This window comes from Pseudomonas azadiae, assembly GCF_019145355.1.
Classification (GTDB): domain Bacteria; phylum Pseudomonadota; class Gammaproteobacteria; order Pseudomonadales; family Pseudomonadaceae; genus Aquipseudomonas; species Aquipseudomonas azadiae.
Genome location: NZ_JAHSTY010000002.1, coordinates 2,149,644 through 2,171,069, shown reverse-complemented (window position 1 = coordinate 2,171,069; position 21,426 = coordinate 2,149,644). Strand labels below are relative to the sequence as shown.

At 63.6% G+C, this 21,426-nt stretch carries 2 protein-coding genes; both read left to right on the top strand.

From position 1 onward, the window contains the following. Window positions 1-3: 3 nt before the first annotated feature. Window positions 4-7,785 (top strand): non-ribosomal peptide synthetase, encoded by a 7,782-nt coding sequence (locus KVG91_RS26020; protein WP_217894954.1) that lies wholly within the window; start codon window positions 4-6, stop codon window positions 7,783-7,785. A 10-nt stretch (window positions 7,786-7,795) separates the two neighbouring features. Continuing rightward, window positions 7,796-21,370: a non-ribosomal peptide synthase/polyketide synthase gene (locus KVG91_RS26015; protein ID WP_318840917.1), complete on the top strand. Its 13,575-nt coding sequence runs from the start codon at window positions 7,796-7,798 to the stop codon at window positions 21,368-21,370. The last annotated feature ends 56 nt before the right edge of the window (window positions 21,371-21,426 follow it).

The window sequence follows — 21,426 nt, the reverse complement described above, 5'->3', positions numbered from 1 at the left end:
ACCATGCTTTCCAACCCTAATATCGATCTGGTTTCGCGCTTTCTTCGCCTGCCTCTGGAACAGCGCCAGCAGTTTTACCAGCGCCTGCAAAGCCGCGGCATGAGCTTCGCCCAACTGCCGATTGCCTCGGTCCGCGAGGACGGCCAGCACCTGCCGCTGTCCTACGCCCAGGAACGCCAGTGGTTTCTCTGGCAATTGGACCCGGACAGCGCCGCCTATCACGTCCCCGGCGCCCTGCGCCTGAGCGGGCGGCTGGACAAGGCCGCGCTGCAACGCAGTTTCGACGCCCTGGTGGCGCGCCACGAAAGCCTGCGCACCCGCCTGCACCTGGACGGTGAACAGCGTGCCCAGGAAGTGCTGGCGCCTGCACCGATCGAGATCGCCGAAAGCGCGGTCGACGAAGCCCGCCTCAAGGCGCGGGTAGAGGCTGAAATCGCCCGGCCCTTCGATTTGCAGCAAGGCCCGCTGCTGCGGGTCAGCTTGTTCGCGGTGAGTGAAGCGGAGCACGTGCTGGTGCTGGTGCAGCACCATATCGTCTCCGATGGCTGGTCGATGGGCGTGATGGTGCAGGAATTGATGCAACTCTATGCCGCCTACAGCCAGGGCCTGGAGTGTGTATTGGCGCCGCTGCCGATCCAGTACGCCGATTACGCGATGTGGCAGCGCAGCTGGATGGAAGCGGGGGAGAAAGCCAGTCAATTGGACTACTGGCATAAATTGCTCAGCGGCCCGCAGCCGGTGCTGGCGTTGCCGTTCGACCAGCCGCGCCCGGCGCAGCAGAGCTTTGGTGGCGCGCGGCAGGACATCGCGCTGGAGCCGGTATTGGTGGTGGGCCTCAAAGCCCTGGCCCAACGCGAAGGCGTGACGATGTTCATGCTGCTGCTGGCCTCTTTCCAGGCATTTTTGTACCGCTACAGCGGCCAGCAGGATATTCGCATCGGCGTGCCGATCGCCAATCGCAACCGTGTCGAGACCGAGTCGCTGATCGGCTTCTTCGTCAACACCCAGGTGCTCAAGGCCGACCTCGATGGCCGGATGACCTTTGCCCAGTTGCTGCAACACACCAAGCGCCGTGCGCTGGAGGCCCAGGCCCACCAGGACTTGCCCTTCGAGCAACTGGTGGAAGCGCTGCAACCGGAGCGTAGCCTGAGCCATAACCCGCTGTTCCAGGTGATGTTCAATCACCAGGCCCATTCACACAGCGCCGCGCAGCAATTGCCAGGCCTGCGCGTGGCCAACCTGGAATGGGACAGTCACAGCGCCCAGTTCGATCTGAGCCTGGATACCCAGGAAAGCGGCGAGGGCATCTGGGCGTCGCTGACCTACGCCACCGACCTGTTCAGCGCCGCCACCGTCGCGCGCATGGGCGAGCATTGGCTGAGCCTGCTGCGTGATGCCGTGGCAAACGCAGCAGTGCACGTACAGGACCTGGCACTACTCAACGCCGGGGAGCGCGAACAGATCCTGTATCAGTGGAACGCCACCGAGCGCGACTACCCGCAAGGGCAGTGGGTGCATTCGCTGATTGAAGGCCAGGCGCAGGCGCAGCCGGATGCACCTGCATTGCGCTTCAATGACCTGTCCCTGAGCTACGCCGAACTGAACCGGCGCGCCAACCGCCTGGCCCATCGCCTGATCGAAGCCGGCGTGGGGCCGGACGTGCTGGTGGGCCTGGCCGTGGAGCGTTCCATCGACATGGTGGTGGGCCTGCTGGCGGTGCTCAAGGCCGGCGGTGCCTACGTACCGCTGGACCCGGAATACCCACGTGAACGCCTGGCCTACATGCTGCACGACAGCGGCGTGAAGCTGCTGCTGATCCAGGCGCATTTGCTTGGGCAACTGCCGATTCCCCAAGGGCTGGAAACCCTGGTGCTGGGCGAGGCTGACTTTGAGGGCTACAGCGACGCCAACCCGGATATCGCGCTGGACGGCGAAAACCTGGCCTACGTGATCTACACCTCGGGCTCCACCGGTCAGCCGAAAGGCGCGGGTAACCGCCATTCGGCGCTGCTGAACCGCCTGCAATGGATGCAGGAAGCCTACGGCCTGGACGCCAGCGACACGGTGCTGCAAAAGACCCCGTTCAGCTTCGACGTGTCGGTGTGGGAGTTCTTCTGGCCGCTGATGACCGGCTCGCGCCTGGTGGTCGCGGCGCCGGGCGATCACCGTGATCCAGCGAAGTTGATCCGCCTGATCAATCAAGAGAAGGTCACCACACTGCACTTCGTGCCGTCGATGTTGCAGGCATTCCTGCAAGACCCGGCCGTTGCGACCTGCCAAAGCCTGCAACGCATCGTGTGCAGCGGCGAAGCCTTGCCGGTGGACGCGCAGCAGCAGGTGTTCGCCAAGCTGCCGCAGGCCGGGCTCTACAACCTGTACGGCCCGACCGAGGCCGCCATCGATGTGACCCACTGGACCTGTGTGGACGAAGGCCGCGACGCCGTGCCGATCGGCCGCCCGATCGCCAACCTCGGTTGCTACATCCTCGACAGCAACTTCGAGCCGGCGCCGGTCGGCGTGCTGGGCGAGCTGTACCTGGGCGGTATCGGCCTGGCCCGTGGTTACCATCATCGCCCGGCACTCACCGCCGAACGCTTTATCGCCCATCCGTTTATCAAGGGCGAACGCCTGTACCGCACCGGCGACCTGGCACGCTATCGCGAAGACGGCGTGATCGAATACGCCGGGCGCATCGACCATCAGGTCAAACTGCGCGGCCTGCGCATCGAACTCGGTGAAATCGAAGCGCGCCTGCTGGAACACGATTGGGTTCGCGAAACCGCCGTGCTGGCGGTCGACGGCAAATACCTGGTGGGCTACCTGGTGCTGCAAAATGCCGGCGATGACTGGCGCGAAGTGCTGGCCATCCACCTGGCCCACCACCTGCCGGACTATATGGTCCCGGCACAATGGATGCTGCTCGAGCAGATGCCCCTGAGCCCCAACGGCAAGCTCGACCGCAAGGCCCTGCCCAGACCCGAAGCCACCCATCACTATGAAGCGCCGCAAAATGACCTTGAGCAGCGGATCGCCGCGATCTGGGCCGAGGTGCTGGGCGTCGAGCAGGTGGGTTCGAACGACAACTTCTTCGAGCGTGGTGGTGACTCGATCATCTCCATCCAAGTGGTCAGCCGTGCGCGCGCCGCCGGCATCCATTTCACCGCGAAGGCGCTGTTCCAGCACCAGACGGTACGCAGCCTGGCCCGCGTGGCGCAGTTGCAGACCGCACGAGTGATCGAGCAGGGCCCGGTGCAGGGCGAAACGCCGTTGCTGCCGTTCCAGCAGTTGTTCTTCGAGCGGGAGCTGCCGGACCACCATCACTGGAACCAGTCCGTGTTGCTGACGCCGCGCCAACCCATGCGTGGCGATCAGTTGGAAGCTGCGCTGCAAGCGCTCACCCAGCACCACGACGTGCTGCGTTTGAGCTTCAGCCGGCAGGCCGAGGGCTGGACAGCTCGGCATGACGCGCAAGCCGCCACCTTGCTGTGGCAAGCGAGCGTGCAGGACAGCGCCGAACTGCAGAACCTGTGCGAGCGTGCCCAACGCAGCCTCGACCTGCAACAAGGCCCGTTGCTGCGTGCAGTACTCGCCGAAATGGCCGATGGTTCACAGCGCCTGCTGCTGGTCATGCACCACCTGGTGGTGGACGGCGTGTCCTGGCGGGTGTTCCTTGAGGACTTGCAAAGCCAGTATCGCCAACAAAGGTTGCCGGCCAAAACCTCGTCGTTCAAAGCCTGGGCCGAGCGATTGCAGGCGCATGCCCGCAGCGAAGCGGTACAGCCGCAGAAACACTTCTGGCTGCAACAGCTGCAAGGCGTGTCTGCCGACTTGCCATGCCGTGATCCGCACGCCGCGCGTCCCGCTCGCCTGGCCCGGACGGTGGTCAGCAGGCTGGATGCCGAGCGCACCCGGCAGTTGCTGCAACAGGCGCCCACGGCGTATCGCACCCAGATCAACGACTTGTTGCTGACGGCCCTGGCACGCGTGGTCTGCCAGTGGACCGGGAAGGCCTCCAGCCTGATCCAGCTGGAGGGGCATGGCCGCGAAGAGCTGTTCGACGATATCGACCTGACCCGCACCCTGGGCTGGTTCACCAGCCTGTTCCCGGTGCGCCTGACTCCGGCAGAATCTCTCGCCACCTCGATCAAGCAGATCAAGGAACAACTGCGCGCGGTACCGGACAAAGGCCTGGGCTTCGGCGCGCTGCGCTATCTGGGCGATGACGCCACGCGCCAGGCGTTCAGCGCGTTGCCGGTGCCGCGCATTACCTTCAACTACCTGGGCCAGTTCGACGGCAGTTTTGACCAACCGGACGGCCTGTTCACGCCGGCTTCGGAAAGCGCCGGTACCGAACAGAGCCCGGACGCCCCACTGGGCAACTGGTTGACCCTTAACGGCCAAGTGTATGGCGGTGAACTGCAGATGGGCTGGACCTTCAGCCCGCTGATGTTCGACGCGCCGCAGATCGAGGCCTTGAGCCAGGCCTTTACCCGCGAATTGACGGCGGTGCTGGAGCATTGCTGCACCCCGGGCAACCACGGCGTGACGGCCTCCGACTTTCCGTTGTCGCGCCTCACCCAACAACAGCTTGAATCCTTGCCCCTGGCCGCCGAGGCGATCGAAGACCTCTACACCTTGTCGCCCATGCAGCAGGGCATGCTGTTCCATACCCTGTACGAACAGGCGGCCGGCGACTACATCAACCAGATCCGCGTGACAGTCGAGGGCCTGGACGTGGCGCGGTTCCAACAGGCCTGGGACGCTACCGTGCAAGCCCATGATGTACTGCGCAGTGGATTCTTCTGGGAAGGTCAGTTGGAATGGCCGTGCCAGGTGGTGTACCGCGAGGCGCGTTTGCCGATCGAACAGCTTGATTGGCGGGCCATGCCGGAACTTGAGCTGGCACTGCAGAACCTGCAGCAAACCCAGCGCCGTCAGGGTTTCGACCTGGCCAAGGCGCCCCTTGTACGCCTGGTCCTGGTGCGCACCGACGAGCAGCGCCATGAGCTGATCTACACCCACCACCACATCCTGATGGACGGTTGGAGCAACTCGCGACTGTTCGGTGAAGTGCTGCAACGCTACGCCGGCGTGGCGGTGCCTGAAGCGGTCGGGCGCTATCGCGATTACATCGGCTGGCTGCAGCAGCGTGATGCGGGTGCGACCGAAGCCTTCTGGCGCGAGCAACTGAATGCGCTGCAAGCGCCGACCCGCCTGGGCAGCAGCCAGCCGATGGCGGCGGACGGGCAGGGCGAACATCGACTGAGCCTGGATCGCCAGCTAACTGCGCGCCTTGAGGCGTTCGCGCGCGGCAACAAGGTCACCCTGAATACCTTGATCCAGGCGGCGTGGTTGATCCTGCTGCAGCGCCACAGCGGGCAAGCGGTGGTGTCCTTCGGTGCCACTGTCGCCGGGCGTCCGGCGGAGCTGGCGGGGGTGGAACAGCAGATCGGGCTGTTCATCAACACCTTGCCGGTGATCTGCGCGGTGGATAACCAACAGTCCGTGGCGCAGTGGTTGCAAGCGGTGCAGGCGCAGAACCTGGCCCTGCGCGAGCATGAGCACACCGGTCTGTACGATATCCAGCGCTGGGCCGGACAGGGCGGGGAAGCCTTGTTCGATAACATCCTGGTGTTCGAGAACTACCCGGTGTCCAAGGCCCTGGAACAGAGCGGCGGCAGCGGTATCCGCTTTGGCCTGCCTGACTCGCGCGAGCAAACCAGCTTCCCGCTCACGGTGCTGGTGGATGTCGGTGACACCTTGTCGGTGCAGTTCAGCTTTGCCCGCGAGCATTTCAGCGCAGGCGCGGTGCAACGCTATGGTCGCCATCTGGTCAGCCTGCTGCAAGCGATGCTTGAGGGCGGCCAGCAGCGGCTGGGCCAGCTGGCGATGCTGGATGCGACCGAGCGTCAGCAGCAGCTGCACGACTGGAACGCGACCGCTCGGGACTACCCGTTGCAGCTCTGCGTGCATCAGTTGATCGAAGCGCAGGCCGCGCGCACGCCGGACGCAGCGGCCCTGGTGTTTGCCGAGCAGCGCTTGAGCTACGCCGAGCTGAACCGCCGCGCCAACCGCCTGGCCCATCGCCTGATCGAGGCTGGCGTGGGGCCGGACGTGTTGGTGGGCCTGGCCGTGGAGCGCTCCATCGACATGGTGGTGGGCCTGCTGGCGGTGCTCAAGGCCGGTGGCGCCTACGTGCCGCTGGACCCGGAATACCCACGTGAACGCCTGGCCTACATGCTGCAAGACAGCGACGTGAAGCTGCTGCTGACCCAGGCGCATTTGCTTGGGCAACTGCCGATTCCCCAAGGGCTGGAAACCCTGGTGCTGGGCGAGGCTGACTTTGAGGGTTACAGCGACGCCAACCCGGATATCGCCCTGGACGGCGAAAACCTGGCCTACGTGATCTACACCTCGGGCTCCACCGGCCAGCCCAAGGGCGCGGGTAACCGTCATTCGGCGCTGCTGAACCGCGTGCAATGGATGCAGGAAGCCTACGGCCTGGATGGCAGCGACACGGTGCTGCAAAAGACCCCGTTCAGCTTCGACGTGTCGGTGTGGGAGTTCTTCTGGCCGCTGATGACCGGCTCGCGCCTGGTGGTCGCGGCGCCGGGCGATCACCGTGATCCAGCGAAGTTGATCCGCCTGATCAATCAAGAGAGGGTCACCACACTGCACTTCGTGCCGTCGATGTTGCAGGCATTCCTGCAAGACCCGGCCGTCGCAACCTGCCAAAGCCTGCTGCGCATCGTGTGTAGCGGCGAAGCCTTGCCGGTGGACGCGCAGCAGCAGGTGTTCGCCAAGCTGCCGCAGGCCGGGCTCTACAACCTGTACGGCCCGACCGAGGCCGCCATCGACGTGACCCACTGGACCTGTGTGGATGAAGGCCGCGACGCCGTGCCGATCGGCCGCCCGATCGCCAACCTCGGTTGCTACATCCTCGACAGCAACTTCGAGCCGGCGCCGGTCGGCGTGCTGGGCGAGCTGTACCTGGGCGGTATCGGCCTGGCCCGTGGTTACCACCGTCGCCCGGCACTCACCGCCGAACGCTTTGTTGCTCATCCCTTCGTCAAGGGCGAGCGCCTGTACCGCACCGGCGACCTGGCACGCTATCGCGAAGACGGCGTTATCGAGTACGCCGGGCGCATCGACCACCAGGTCAAACTGCGCGGCCTGCGCATCGAGCTGGGCGAAATCGAAGCGCGCCTGCTGGAACACGGATGGGTCCGCGAGGCCGCCGTGCTGGCGGTCGACGGCAAATACCTGGTGGGCTACCTGGTGCTGCAAAATGCCGGCGATGACTGGCGCGAAGTGTTGGCCATCCACCTGGCCCAACACCTGCCGGACTACATGGTCCCGGCGCAGTGGATGCTGCTTGAGCAGATGCCCCTGAGCCCAAACGGCAAGCTCGACCGCAAGGCCCTGCCAGCGCTGGACGCGAGCCGGCAAGCCCGCGAATACGTCGCCCCGCACAGCGAACTGGAACAGCAGATTGCTGCCATCTGGGCCGAGGTGCTGGAAGTGGAGCGGGTGGGCATGAACGACAACTTCTTCGAACTGGGCGGGCATTCGCTGTTGGCGACCCAGGTGGTGGTGCGCCTGCGCGAGCAATTGCACGCCGAGTTCGACGTCAAGGCGATCTTCACCACCCCGACCCTGGCCGACTTCAGCGCGCAGATAGCGGCGCGGCAGACAAATAATTCGCCGGTGCAGGACGCATTGGCTAAATCCTTGGAGGCCCTTAAACGTCTATCAGCAGAAGATCTGGATAAATTGATTTCCTGAGGGGCGTGGCGTGCAAGCATTAATCGAGTCGGTAGGGTCACTTTCGGCGCAGCAAAAGAAAGCGTTGGCGATCATGCTCAAGCAGCAAGGTATCAACCTGTTTGAGATCGCCCCGGTTTTCAAACGCCAGCAAGGTGAGCCGCTTCGACTCTCTTATGCCCAGGAGCGGCAGTGGTTCCTGTGGCAGTTGGAGCCGCAGAGCTCGGCCTACCATTTGCCGCGCGCCTTGCGTTTGAAGGGCCGCCTTGATCGGGCGGCCTTGCAGCGCAGCTTCGACAGCCTGATCGCCCGCCACGAAAGCCTGCGTACTCATTTGCATCAGGACGCCGACCAGGTGTTGCAGGTGATCAGCCCCGAATGGCACGTGCAAATCGCCGTTGAAACCGCTGATGTTGCGCAGCTTGAAGCGCTGGTTCAAGCGCAAGTCGCCAAGCCCTTCGATCTGCAACAAGGCCCGCTGCTGCGGGTCAAGTTGTTGCAGTTGGCGCCTGATGATCACGTGCTGGTGCTGGTATTGCATCACATCGTTTCCGATGGTGTGTCGATGCAGGTGATGGTCGATGAACTGGTGCAGTTGTACGTTGCTTACAGCCAGGGCCTGGACGTGCGCTTGCCGGACTTGCCAATCCAATACCCGGACTACGCGCTGTGGCAGCGCAGCTGGATGGAAGCCGGTGAAAAAGAGCGCCAACTGGGCTATTGGTGCGAGCGGTTGGGTGGCGAGCAACCCGTGCTGGAACTGCCACTCGATCATCCGCGCCCGGCGGTGCAGAGCTATCGCGGAGCCCGCCTCGACGTAGGCCTCGATACGGCACTGGTCACGGGCCTCAGAGCGCTGGCCCAGCGCGAGGGTGTGACCCTGTTCATGTTGCTGCTGGCATCGTTCCAGACCCTGTTGTATCGCTACAGCGGGCAATCGGATATCCGTGTCGGCGTGCCGATTGCCAACCGCAATCGCGCAGAAACCGAGCGGTTGATTGGTTTTTTCGTCAATACCCAGGTGCTCAAGGCCGATATCGACGGGCAGATGACCTTCAGCCAGTTGCTCGCCCAGGTCAAGCAGCGTGCACTGGAGGCCCAGAGTCATCAGGACCTGCCGTTCGAGCAGTTGGTGGAAGCCCTGCAACCCGAGCGCAGCCTGAGTCATAACCCGCTGTTCCAAGTGATGTTCAACCACCAGACCGAAGGTCGCAGGCGCCGCGGCGAACAGCAATTGCCGGGGCTGGGCGTGGAAGCCTTGGAGTGGGACAGCCAGAGTGCGCAGTTCGACCTGAGCCTGGATACCCAGGAGTCGCCCGAAGGCATCTGGGCCTCGCTGACCTATGCCACCGATCTGTTCGACCCTGCAACCGTGCAGCGTATGGCCGGGCATTGGCAAATGCTACTGCGGGCAGTGGTGGGGCGCGCCGGCAATCGTATTGCACAGCTCGGGATGCTGGTTGACGACGAGCAACGCAGGTTGTTGCAGGAGTGGAACCGCAGCGCGGCCGCGTTCGAGGACGTTGCGGGTGTGCACGGTTTGTTCCAGGCCCAGGCACGCCAACGCCCCGACGCGATTGCCCTGTGCCTGGACGGCCAGACTCTCAGCTACGCCGAGCTGAACCGCCAGGCCAACCGCCTGGCGCATCGCCTGATCGGCCAGGGTGTCGGCCCGGAAGTATTGGTGGGCGTAGCGGTCGAGCGTTCATTCGATATGGTGGTCAGCCTGCTGGCGGTGCTCAAGGCCGGTGGCGCCTATGTGCCGCTGGACCCGCACTACCCGCGTGAGCGCCTGTTGCATATGCTCGAAGACAGCGGCGTGCGCCTGGTGTTGACCCAGTCGCAGGTGGCGATGCCCTTGCCGCAAGGAATGGCCACCCTCGATCTGGCGGATGCGCACCTGGCGCTGTGCCCTGAGAGCGATCCGCAGGTGCTGGTTTCCCCGCAAAACCTGGCTTACGTGATCTACACCTCCGGCTCCACCGGCAAGCCCAAGGGCGTGGCGATCAACCATGCGGCCCTGACCGAGTTTTCCAGCATGGCTGCCGGTTATTCGCGGTTGACCTGCGAGGACCGCGTGCTGCAATTCGCGACCCTGAATTTCGACGGTTTTGTCGAGCAGCTGTACCCGGCGCTGACCCATGGCGCCGCGGTGGTGCTGCGCGGTCCCGAGCTATGGGACAGTGCAAGGCTATACGAGGAAATTATCGCCCAGGGCATTACCCTGGCCGACTTGCCGACCGCGTACTGGAACCTGTTCCTGCTCGACTGTTTGGCCGCCGGCCCGCGCCCCTATGGCGCTTTGCGCCAAATCCACATCGGCGGCGAAGCCATGCCGCTGGATGGCCCGGCGCAATGGTTGAAAGCCGGGCTCGGCCATGTACGTTTGCTCAATACCTACGGCCCGACGGAGGCCACTGTCGTATCGAGTGTGCTGGACTGCACATCAGGCGTCGAATTGATCGGCGCCACCGCCAGCCCGATTGGCCGTTCGCTGCCGGGTCGCGCCTTGTATGTGCTGGACCGCGATTTGAACCTGGCGCCGCTGGGCGCCGTGGGCGAGATGTACATCGGCAGCCGGTGCGGCCTGGCGCGTGCTTACCTGAACCGCGCAGTGCTCACCGCCGAGCGTTTTGTGCCGGACCCGTTCGATGAAACCGGCGCGCGCCTTTACCGCAGCGGCGACCTGGCGCGCTACCGCGCTGATGGAGTGATCGAGTACGTCGGCCGGGTAGACCATCAGGTCAAGATCCGTGGTTTTCGCATCGAGCTCGGGGAAATCGAAGCCCTGTTGCAGGCCCAGCAGGGCGTGCGCGAAACCTTGGTGCTGGCTGTCGACAACCAGCTTGTGGCCTATCTGGTGGCCGAGCCAAACGACGCCGAAGCGCTCAAGGCGATGTTGCGTGAGCAACTGCCGGACTACATGGTGCCTGCGCACCTGGTCTTCCTCGACCGCATGCCGCTGAACCCGAACGGCAAGCTGGATCGCCAGGCGCTGCCGAAGCCGGATGCCCGCCAAGCGCAGCAAGTGTGGGTTGCGCCTGTCACAGCGCTGGAGCAACAGGTTGCGGCGGTATGGGCCCAAGTACTGGGGGTTGAACGGGTAGGGCTCACCGACCACTTCTTTGAAATGGGTGGGCATTCGCTTTTGGCGATGCAGGTGGTCTCGCGCCTGCGTCATGTATTGGGCCTTGAAGTCCCGCTGAAACTGGTCTTCGAGCAACCACGGCTCGAAGGGTTTGCCGCTGCATTGCAAGCGCTGCAGGCGCCCGAAGGCGAGCAGGCGCCCCCGCTGCTTGCAGTCGGACGCGAACAACCGCTGCCGTTGTCCTACGCCCAGGAACGCCAATGGTTCCTCTGGCAACTGGACCCCAATAGCGCCGCCTACCATATTCCCAGCGCCTTGCGTCTCAAGGGCGCTTTGGATGTGTCGGCACTGCAGCGCAGTTTCGACGCCCTGGTGGTCCGTCATGAAAGCCTGCGCACCTGCGTGCAGGTGCAATCGGAAGGCGCACGGCAGGTGATTCGGCCTGACGCGACCTTGCCGATCAAGTTGGGTGAGGTCGATGAGACAGGCCTGCAGGCGCAGGTCGAGGCCGAGATCGCCCGCCCATTCGATTTGCAGGAAGGGCCGTTGCTGCGCGTGACGCTGCTGCGACTGGCCGAAGACGATCATGTGCTCGTGCTGGTGCAGCATCACATCGTATCTGATGGTTGGTCGATGCAGGTGATGGTCGACGAACTGGTGCAGTTGTATGCCGCGTTCAGCCAAGGCCAGGTGCCGCAACTGCCGGGCATGCCGATTCAGTACGCCGACTACGCCGTGTGGCAACGCAGGTGGATGGAGGCGGGCGAGAAGGCCCGCCAGCTCGACTACTGGCGTGAAATGCTCGGCGGCGAACAGCCCGTGCTGGAGCTGCCGTTCGATCATCAGCGCCCGGCCCAGCAGAGCCATCGCGGCGCGCGCCTGGACGTGCCGCTGCCAGCCGCCCTGGCCGCCGACCTCAAGGCCCTGGCCCAGGCGCAGGGGGTCACCCTGTTCATGCTGCTGCTGGCCTCGTTCCAGACCTTGCTGCACCGTTACAGCGGTCAGCAGGATATTCGCGTCGGTGTACCGATCGCCAATCGCAACCGCGTCGAGACCGAACGGCTGATCGGCTTTTTCGTCAACACCCAGGTACTCAAGGCCGATATCGACGGGCAGACCACCGTTGCCCAACTGCTGGCGCAGGTCAAACAGCGTGCCCTCGATGCCCAGGCGCACCAGGACCTGCCCTTCGAGCAACTGGTGGAAGCCCTGCAACCTGAGCGTAGCCTGAGCCTCAACCCGCTGTTCCAGGTGATGTTCAACCACCAGGCCGAAGGGCGCCCGGGTGATGCGCCACAGGCGCTGGCCCGGTTGCGTATCGAAGGGTTGGCGTGGGACCGGCGTACCGCGCACTTCGACCTTGACCTGGATGTTCAGGAGAGTGCGGGCGGGCTTTGGGCGTCGCTGGGGTATGCGACCGATCTGTTTGACGCTTCCACCATCGAGCGCATGGCACGGCATTGGCAGAATATCTTGCAGGCGATGGTTGCCGACCCACTGCAAACCATTGCTCATCTGAACCTGTTGGACATTGATGAGAGCCACCACATTCTCCAGTTGTGGAACCGCACCGATTCCGGCTTCCCCGCCACGCGCCTGGTCCACGAACTTGTCGCCGACCGCGCCCGGGAGAACCCCGCAGCAATAGCCGTGAAATTCGACGCGCAAACCCTGACCTACGGCGAACTGGACCGCCAGGCCAACCGCCTGGCCCATGCCCTGATTGCCCGTGGCATCGGCCCCGAAGTACGCGTGGCGATTGCCATGCCGCGCAGTGCCGAGAGTCTGGTGGCGTTTCTCGCGGTGATGAAAGCGGGTGGCGTGTACGTGCCTCTGGATGTGGAATATCCGCGCGATCGCCTGTTGTACATGGTGCAAGACAGCCGGGCCAAGCTGCTGTTGACCCACTCAGCCGTGCAACAGCAATTGCCAATTCCCGAAGGGCTGGAGGCGCTGGCAATCGATCGCACTGAAACCTGGGCCGATTACAGCGACACCGCACCGCAAGTCGAGTTGGACGGCGACAACCTGGCCTACGTCATCTACACCTCCGGCTCCACGGGTATGCCCAAAGGCGTGGCGGTCTCCCATGGCCCATTGGTGGCGCACATTATCGCGACCGGCGAACGCTATGAAACCAGCCCGGCTGACTGCGAGCTGCATTTCATGTCGTTCGCTTTCGACGGTTCCCACGAAGGCTGGATGCACCCACTGATCAACGGCGCCAGCGTGCTGATCCGTGACGACAGCCTGTGGCTGCCCGAGTACACCTATGAACAGATGCACCGCCACAACGTGACCATGGCCGTGTTCCCGCCGGTGTACCTGCAACAGCTGGCGGAGCACGCTGAGCGCGACGGCAACCCACCGGCGGTCCGTGTTTACTGCTTCGGTGGTGACGCGGTCGCCCAGGCAAGCTACGACCTGGCCTGGCGCGCACTCAAGCCGACTTACTTGTTTAATGGCTATGGCCCGACCGAAACCGTCGTCACGCCGCTGCTGTGGAAAGCCCGCCGTGGCGACCCATGCGGCGCGGTCTACGCGCCAATCGGCACCTTGTTGGGCAACCGCAGCGGCTACGTATTGGACGCGCACCTCAACCTGCAACCCATCGGCGTCGCCGGTGAGTTGTACCTGGGCGGCGAGGGCGTGGCCCGGGGTTACCTGGAGCGTGCGGCACTCACCGCCGAACGTTTTGTGCCGGACCCGTTCGGCCAGCCTGGCAGCCGCGTGTATCGCAGCGGCGACCTGACCCGTGGCAGGGCGGATGGCGTGGTGGATTACCTCGGCCGTGTCGACCATCAAGTGAAGATCCGTGGCTTTCGCATCGAACTGGGCGAAATCGAAGCCCGCCTGCGCGAGCAAGACAGCGTCGGTGAAACCGTCGTAGTCGCTCAGGAAAGCCCGACCGGCAAGCAACTGGTCGCCTATGTGGTTCCGGCAGACTCTCTGCTGGCCGAGAATTCCCCGGCCCAGGTCGAATTCCGCGAAGCGCTGCGCCGCGCCCTGAAAACCCGCCTGCCGGACTACATGGTGCCCGCGCACTTCATGTTCCTGGCGCAGATGCCACTGACCCCCAATGGCAAGCTGGACCGCAAGGGCTTGCCGCAGCCGGATGCGGCCCAATTCCAAGGCGTGTGGGTTGAACCGGTCACCGCCTTACAGCAGCAAGTCGCCGCGATCTGGGCCGAGGTACTGGGGGTTGAGCGTGTTGGCCTGGTGGACAACTTCTTCGAACTGGGTGGGCATTCATTGCTGGCCATGCAGGTGATTTCGCGTCTGCGCCAGTTGCTGGCGCGGGAAGTCGCGCTGCGCACCCTGTTTGAACAGCCGCAGCTGGAAGGGTTTGTGCTGGCCTTGCAGGCCCTGGACGCCACGCCGCTGGCACCGCCGATGCTCGCGGTGGCGCGTGATCGCGCGTTACCGCTGTCGTATGCACAGGAGCGCCAGTGGTTCCTCTGGCAATTGGAACCCGACAGCGCGGCCTACCATGTGCCCACTGCATTGCGCCTGAGCGGGCAACTGGATCGCGCCGCGTTGCAACGCAGTTTCGACGCCTTGCTGGCGCGTCATGAAACCTTGCGCACGGTGTTTGTCAGCGAGGGCGAGCGCACCGTACAGCGCATTCTCCCGACATTTTCGCGGGAGCTGGATTACGCCCGCTTTGAAAACACTACGCCCGAACAACTGCAGGCGCGGGTGGAAGCCGAGATCGCCAAACCCTTCGACTTGCGCCAAGGTCCGCTGCTGCGGGTCACACTGTTGCAACTGAGTGAGCTGGAGCATGTGCTGGTAGTGGTTCAGCACCATATCGTGTCCGATGGCTGGTCGATGCAGGTGATGGTCGATGAGCTGGTACAGCTGTATGCCGCCTTCAGCCAAGGCCAGTCGGCGTCACTGCCGCCGATGGCGCTGCAATACGCCGATTACGCCGTGTGGCAGCGCGACTGGATGGAGGCCGGCGAGAAGCAGCGCCAGATGACGTACTGGCGCGACCTGCTCGGGGGCGAGCAACCGGTATTGGAGCTGCCGCTGGATCATCCACGCCCGGTTGTTCAGAGTTACCGTGGTGCGCGGCTGGATATTGGTCTTGAGGCCGGCGTTGTTGCAGCCCTCAAAGCTCTGGCGCAGCGTGAAGGCGTGACCTTGTTCATGCTGTTGCTGGCCTCGTTCCAGACCTTGCTGCATCGCTACAGCGGCCAGTCGGATATCCGCGTGGGTGTACCGATCGCCAACCGCAATCGCGTAGAAACCGAGCGTCTGATCGGCTTCTTCGTCAACACCCAGGTGCTCAAGGCCGACATCGACGGGCAGATGACCTTTGCCCAGCTGTTGCAGCAGGCCAAGCGCCGGGCCCTGGATGCCCAGGCCCATCAGGACTTGCCTTTCGAGCAGCTGGTGCAAGCGCTGCAACCGGAACGCAGTTTGAGCCTCAATCCACTGTTTCAAGTGATGTTCAACCATCAATCCGAAGCTCGCGTGCCGCGTGGCGAGCAGCTGCCTGGCTTGCGCGTGGAAGGGTTGGAATGGGACGGCCACACGGCGCATTTCGATCTGAGCCTGGACACCCAGGAGTCCGCTGAAGGCCTGTGGGCCTCGTTGAGCTATGCCACTGACCTGTTCGAGGCCGCGACAGTGGCACGCTTGGCGCAGCACTGGCAGAACGTGTTGGTCGCGGTGGCCAGCGATGCGCAGCAGCCGATTGCTGCACTCGCGTTGCTTGGCAGCGATGAGCGGCAGCGCCTGTTGCACCAATGGAATGCCGGCGGCGCAGCGGCGCCTGTTCAACAGGGCGTACATCGTCTGTTTGAAGCCCAAGTGCGGCAGCGCCCCGACGCGATTGCCCTGCGCCTGGACGATCGGTCCATCAGCTACGCCGAACTGAACCGCCAGGCCAACCGCCTGGCGCATCACCTGATCGACCAGGGCATCGGCCCGGAGGTGCTGGTGGGCGTGGCGGTCGCGCGTTCGTTCGATATGGTGGTCAGCCTGCTGGCGGTGCTCAAGGCCGGTGGCGCCTATGTGCCGCTGGACCCGCACTACCCGCGTGAGCGCCTGTTGCATATGCTCGAAGACAGCGGCGTGCGCCTGGTGCTGACCCAGTCGCAGGTGGCGATGCCATTGCCTGAAGGCATGGCGACGATCGATGTGACGGATGCGCACCTGGCGTTGTGCCCTGAAAGCGATCCGCAGATAACGGTTTCCCCGCAAAACCTGGCCTATGTGATCTACACCTCCGGTTCCACCGGCAAGCCCAAGGGCGTGGCAATCAACCATGCGGCGCTGACCGAGTTTTCCAGCATGGCTGCCGGTTATTCACGGTTGACTTCTGAAGACCGTGTTCTTCAATTCGCTACCCTGAACTTCGACGGTTTCGTCGAGCAGCTATACCCGGCGTTGACCCATGGCGCCGCGGTGGTGCTGCGCGGTCCCGAGCTATGGGACAGTGCAAGGCTGTACGAGGAAATTATCGCCCAGGGCATTACCCTGGCCGACTTGCCGACCGCGTACTGGAACCTGTTCCTGCTCGACTGTTTGGCCGCTGGCCCACGCGCCTACGGCGCGCTGCGCCAGGTTCATATCGGCGGCGAAGCCATGCCGCTGGACGGTCCGGCGCAATGGTTGAAAGCCGGGCTCGGCCATGTGCGTTTGCTCAATACCTACGGCCCGACGGAGGCCACTGTCGTATCGAGCGTGCTGGACTGCACATCAGGCGTCGAACTGATCGGCGCCACCGCCAGCCCGATTGGCCGCTCGCTGCCGGGCCGTGCGCTGTATGTGCTGGATCGCGACTTGAACCTGGCGCCGCTGGGCGCCGTGGGCGAGTTGTACATCGGCAGCCGCTGTGGATTGGCGCGTGCCTATCTGAACCGGGCGTTGCTGACGGCCGAGCGTTTCGTACCGGACCCGTTCGGCGAAACTGGCGAGCGCCTGTACCGCACCGGTGACCTGGCGCGCTACCGCGCTGACGGTGTGATCGAGTACGTCGGTCGGGTCGACCATCAGGTGAAAATCCGCGGTTTCCGTATCGAATTGGGGGAAATCGAAGCGCTGTTGCTGGCCCAGGAGGGCGTGCGTGAAACCTTGGTGTTGGCTGCCGACAACCAGTTGGTTGCCTATCTGGTCAGCGAACAACCCGACGCCGAAGCGCTCAAGTCGACGCTGCGTGAACAACTGCCGGACTACATGGTGCCGGCGCACCTGATCTTCCTTGAACGCATGCCGCTGAACCCGAACGGCAAGCTGGATCGCCAGGCGCTGCCGAAGCCGGACGCCAGCCAATCGCAGCAGGCGTGGGTCGCGCCAGCCACCGAACTGGAGCAACAGATCGCCGCCGTCTGGGCCGATATCCTGGGCGCCGAGCGAGTAGGGCTGACGGACCACTTCTTTGAAATGGGCGGCCACTCGTTATTGGCCATGCAGGTCGTCTCGCGCCTGCGCAACCTGCTGGGCAGGGAAATCGCCCTGCGAAGCCTGTTCGAGCAACCGCGCTTGCAGGGGTTTGTTGCTGCCTTGTCGACCCACAGCGATACACCGCTGGCGCCGCCGCTGTTGGCCGTGGGGCGAGATCAGCCATTGCCGTTGTCCTACGCCCAGGAACGCCAATGGTTCCTCTGGCAACTGGACCCGGACAGTGCGGCGTATCACGTGCCGGGTGTCTTGCGTTTGAAGGGCCCACTGGACCAGGCCGCGTTGCAGCGCAGTTTCGACACACTGGTCGCGCGTCATGAAAGCCTGCGTACCCACCTGCAACAAGACGGTGAGCGTGCCGTGCAGGTTATTGCGGCGAACACCTCTGTAGCGATCACCCGCAGCGATGTAGAAGAGGCTGCACTGCGTACTCATGTGGAGGCGTTCATTGCACAGCCTTTCGACCTGACCCAGGGGCCGCTCATGCGCGTGGGCCTGCTGCGCATCGGCGACGATGACCACGTATTGGCGTTGGTGCAGCACCACATCATCTCCGATGGCGGCTCGATGCAGGTGTTGGTGGACGAACTGGTGCATCTGTACGTTGCGTACAGCCAGGACCGGGCGCCGCAGCTCCCGGACCTGGCGGTTCAATATGCTGATTACGCGGTGTGGCAGCGCAACTGGATGGGCGCCGGCGAACAAGCCCGGCAGTTGGACTACTGGCGAGGCCTGCTCGGCGGCGAACAGCCCGTGCTGGAGTTGCCACTGGATCACGCGCGCCCGGCCCGGCAAAGCCGTCGTGGCGCGAGCCTGGACATCAACATTCCCTCGGCGCTGGTCAGCGCATTGCGTACCCAGGCTCGGCTTGAGGGGGTGACGTTGTTCATGCTGTTGCTGGCGTCATTCCAGGCCTTGTTGCACCGCTACAGTGGCCAGCGTGATATCCGCGTCGGCGTGCCGATCGCTAACCGCAATCGCGTGGAAACCGAGCGCCTGATTGGTTTCTTCGTCAATACCCAAGTGCTCAAGGCCGACATCGATGGGCAGCAGACGGTCGCCCAACTGCTGGCCCAGGTCAAGCAACGGGCCCTGGAGGCCCAGTCGCATCAGGACCTGCCCTTCGAGCAACTGGTAGAAGCCTTGCAGCCTGAGCGCAACCTGAGCTTGAACCCGCTGTTCCAGGTGTTCTTCAACCACCAGACACAGGTCAGTTCCCGCGATGAGAACCAGCAATTGCCTGGCTTGCAGGTCAGCAGCCTGGAGTGGGACAGCCCTACCGCGCAGTTCGATTTGAGCCTCAATACCCATGAGTCGACCGATGGGCTTGCCGCCTCACTGACTTACGCCACCGATTTGTTTGAACCCCGCACCCTGGCGCGCATGGCGCGTCATTGGTTGAACCTGTTGCAGGGCATGGCCGGTGATGTGCAACAGCGTATCGGCCAGTTGCCTTTGCTTGATGACAATGAGCGGCATGCTGCGCTGCATGACTGGAACGCCACTGCCCGCGATTACCCTTTGCACCGCTGTGTGCACCAATGGATCGAAGACCAGGCCGCGCTCACGCCAGACGCGCCGGCGCTGGTGTTTGCCGGGCAACAGTTGAGTTATGCCGAGTTGAACCGCCGCGCCAATCGCCTGGCCCATCGTTTGATCGAAGCCGGTGTGGGCCTGGACGTACTCGTGGGGCTGGCGGTGGAGCGATCCATCGAAATGGTGGTGGGCCTGCTGGCGGTGCTCAAGGCCGGCGGTGCCTATGTGCCGCTGGACCCCGAATACCCGCGCGACCGCCTGGCCTACATGCTGAAGGACAGCGGCGTGACGCTGCTGCTGACCCAGGCGAATTTGCTGGACCGTTTGCCTGCTCCGCAAGGTTTGCACAGCCTGGTACTGGGCGATGCCTGGTTTGAGGGTTATGCCGAACACAATCCAGGTATCGTCGCGGACGGTGAAAACCTGGCCTATGTGATCTATACCTCCGGTTCCACCGGCCTGCCCAAAGGGGCGGCCAACCGCCATTCGGCGCTGACCAACCGGTTGTGCTGGATGCAGGAGGCTTATGGCCTGACGACCCGCGACAGCGTGTTGCAAAAAACGCCGTTCAGTTTTGATGTGTCGGTGTGGGAGTTCTTCTGGCCCTTGATGACCGGTGCGCGCCTGGTGGTTGCGGCGCCAGGCGATCATCGTGATCCGGCGAAGTTGATCAACCTGATCAATCAAGAACAGATCACCACGTTGCACTTCGTGCCGTCGATGCTCCAGGCGTTCCTGCAGGATCCACAGGCAGGGACTTGCCAAAGCTTGCAGCGTATCGTGTGCAGCGGCGAAGCACTGCCCGTGGATGCCCAGCAACAGGTATTCGCCAAATTGCCGCAAGCCGGGCTGTACAACCTTTATGGCCCGACCGAGGCCGCCATCGACGTGACCCACTGGACCTGTATCGACGAAGGCCAGCACACGGTACCCATCGGTGAGCCGATCGCGAACCTGCGCACTTATGTGCTGGACGCCGGCGTATCGCCGGTGCCTGTCGGGGTGACGGGCGAATTGTACCTGGGCGGCGAAGGCCTGGCGCGCAGCTATCATCGCCGTCCCGGCCTGACCGCGGAACGTTTTGTGCCTTGCCCATTCCAGGCCGGGGCACGCCTGTATCGCACCGGGGACCGTGTGCGCCAGCGTACCGGTGGTGTCATCGAATACCTCGGGCGCCTTGATCATCAGGTCAAACTGCGGGGCTTGCGCATTGAGCTGGGCGAAATCGAAGCGCGTTTGCTTGAACACCCGGATGTACGTGAAGCCACTGTGCTGGTGGTGGAAAATCAGCACCTGGTGGGTTACGTGGTGCTCAAGCAGGCGGGCGAAGGCTGGCGTGACCGCATGCAGGCCTATCTGGAACGTCAGCTGCCAGACTATATGGTCCCTGCGCAATGGGTGGTGCTGGAACAGATGCCGCTGAGCCCCAATGGCAAACTGGACCGCAAGGCGTTACCCAAGCCCGATGCGTCGCGCCGGGAATACGTCGCGCCGCATACCCGGTTGGAACAACGCATTGCCGCCGTCTGGGTACAGGTACTGGACGTCGAACGCGTCGGCTTGCACGACAACTTCTTCGAACTGGGCGGCCATTCGTTGTTGATGCTGAAACTCAAGGAGCGTCTCAACAAAGCGTGCGGTGTCTCGCTGGCGGTCAGTCAATTGATGCTGCATCCGACGGTGGCCGGGCAGGCGCGCTGTCTGCAGGGCAGTGGCTCAGCGTCGCTGATCGTGCCGCTCAATGGCCGAACCGAAGGCACGCCTCTCTATTTGTTCCACCCAAGTTTTGGTTCGGTGCATTGCTACAAAGCCATTGCCCTGGCGTTGCGTGAGCGGCGCCCGGTGATGGGCGTGATGTGTCGCGCGCTGGCGGAAGAAAGCGCTGAGGTACCGAGTTGGGCGCAGATGGTCGAGGATTACACGCAGCAGCTGCTCCGCGCCCAGCCGCAGGGTGCCTTTTGCCTGGCCGGCTGGTCGCTGGGTGGCAACCTGGCCATGGAGGTGACCTACCACCTGGAGCAGGCCGGTCGTGAGGTCGAGTCGGTGGGCTGGATCGACGCGCCGCCGCCTGCACGCTTTACTGCGTTCTGGGATCAGGGCGCGCTGGTAGACGAGCGCGTCATTTCGGCTGCTGAGCGGCGTGCCGATATGCTGGAGGTGATGTTCCCTCAGTATGCCGAACAGATCCAAACCGTCTGGCACGCGGCCAGCGGCAGCGAGGAGGAGCGATGGCAGCACCTGTCCGCCTGGGCGGAGTCGACCCTGGGCGACAGCTATAGCACCCTCAAGGACGAATGGCAGGAAGGCGGCGAAACCGAGCGTTCATGGGCAATCAAGCAACTGTTGGATGAGCGCCTGCAAGATACCGAATATCGCCCGATCAAGGCGCCGGTCAACTGCTGGTGGGCGGCACTGAGTGAAGGCGGCATGCATCAGGCATTGATCGAAAGCGGCATGCGCGAGGTGATTGGCCAGGCGGGTATCCAGCGTTCAGTGGTGATAGACACCACTCACCACCGGATCGTTGATAACGCCGCGTTCATCCGCAGTTTCGTGGCCGCCCTGGAGTAAGCGGTTGAGGTAGCAAAACGCCCCTGATCATCAAGAAGGATCAGGGGCGTTTTGCT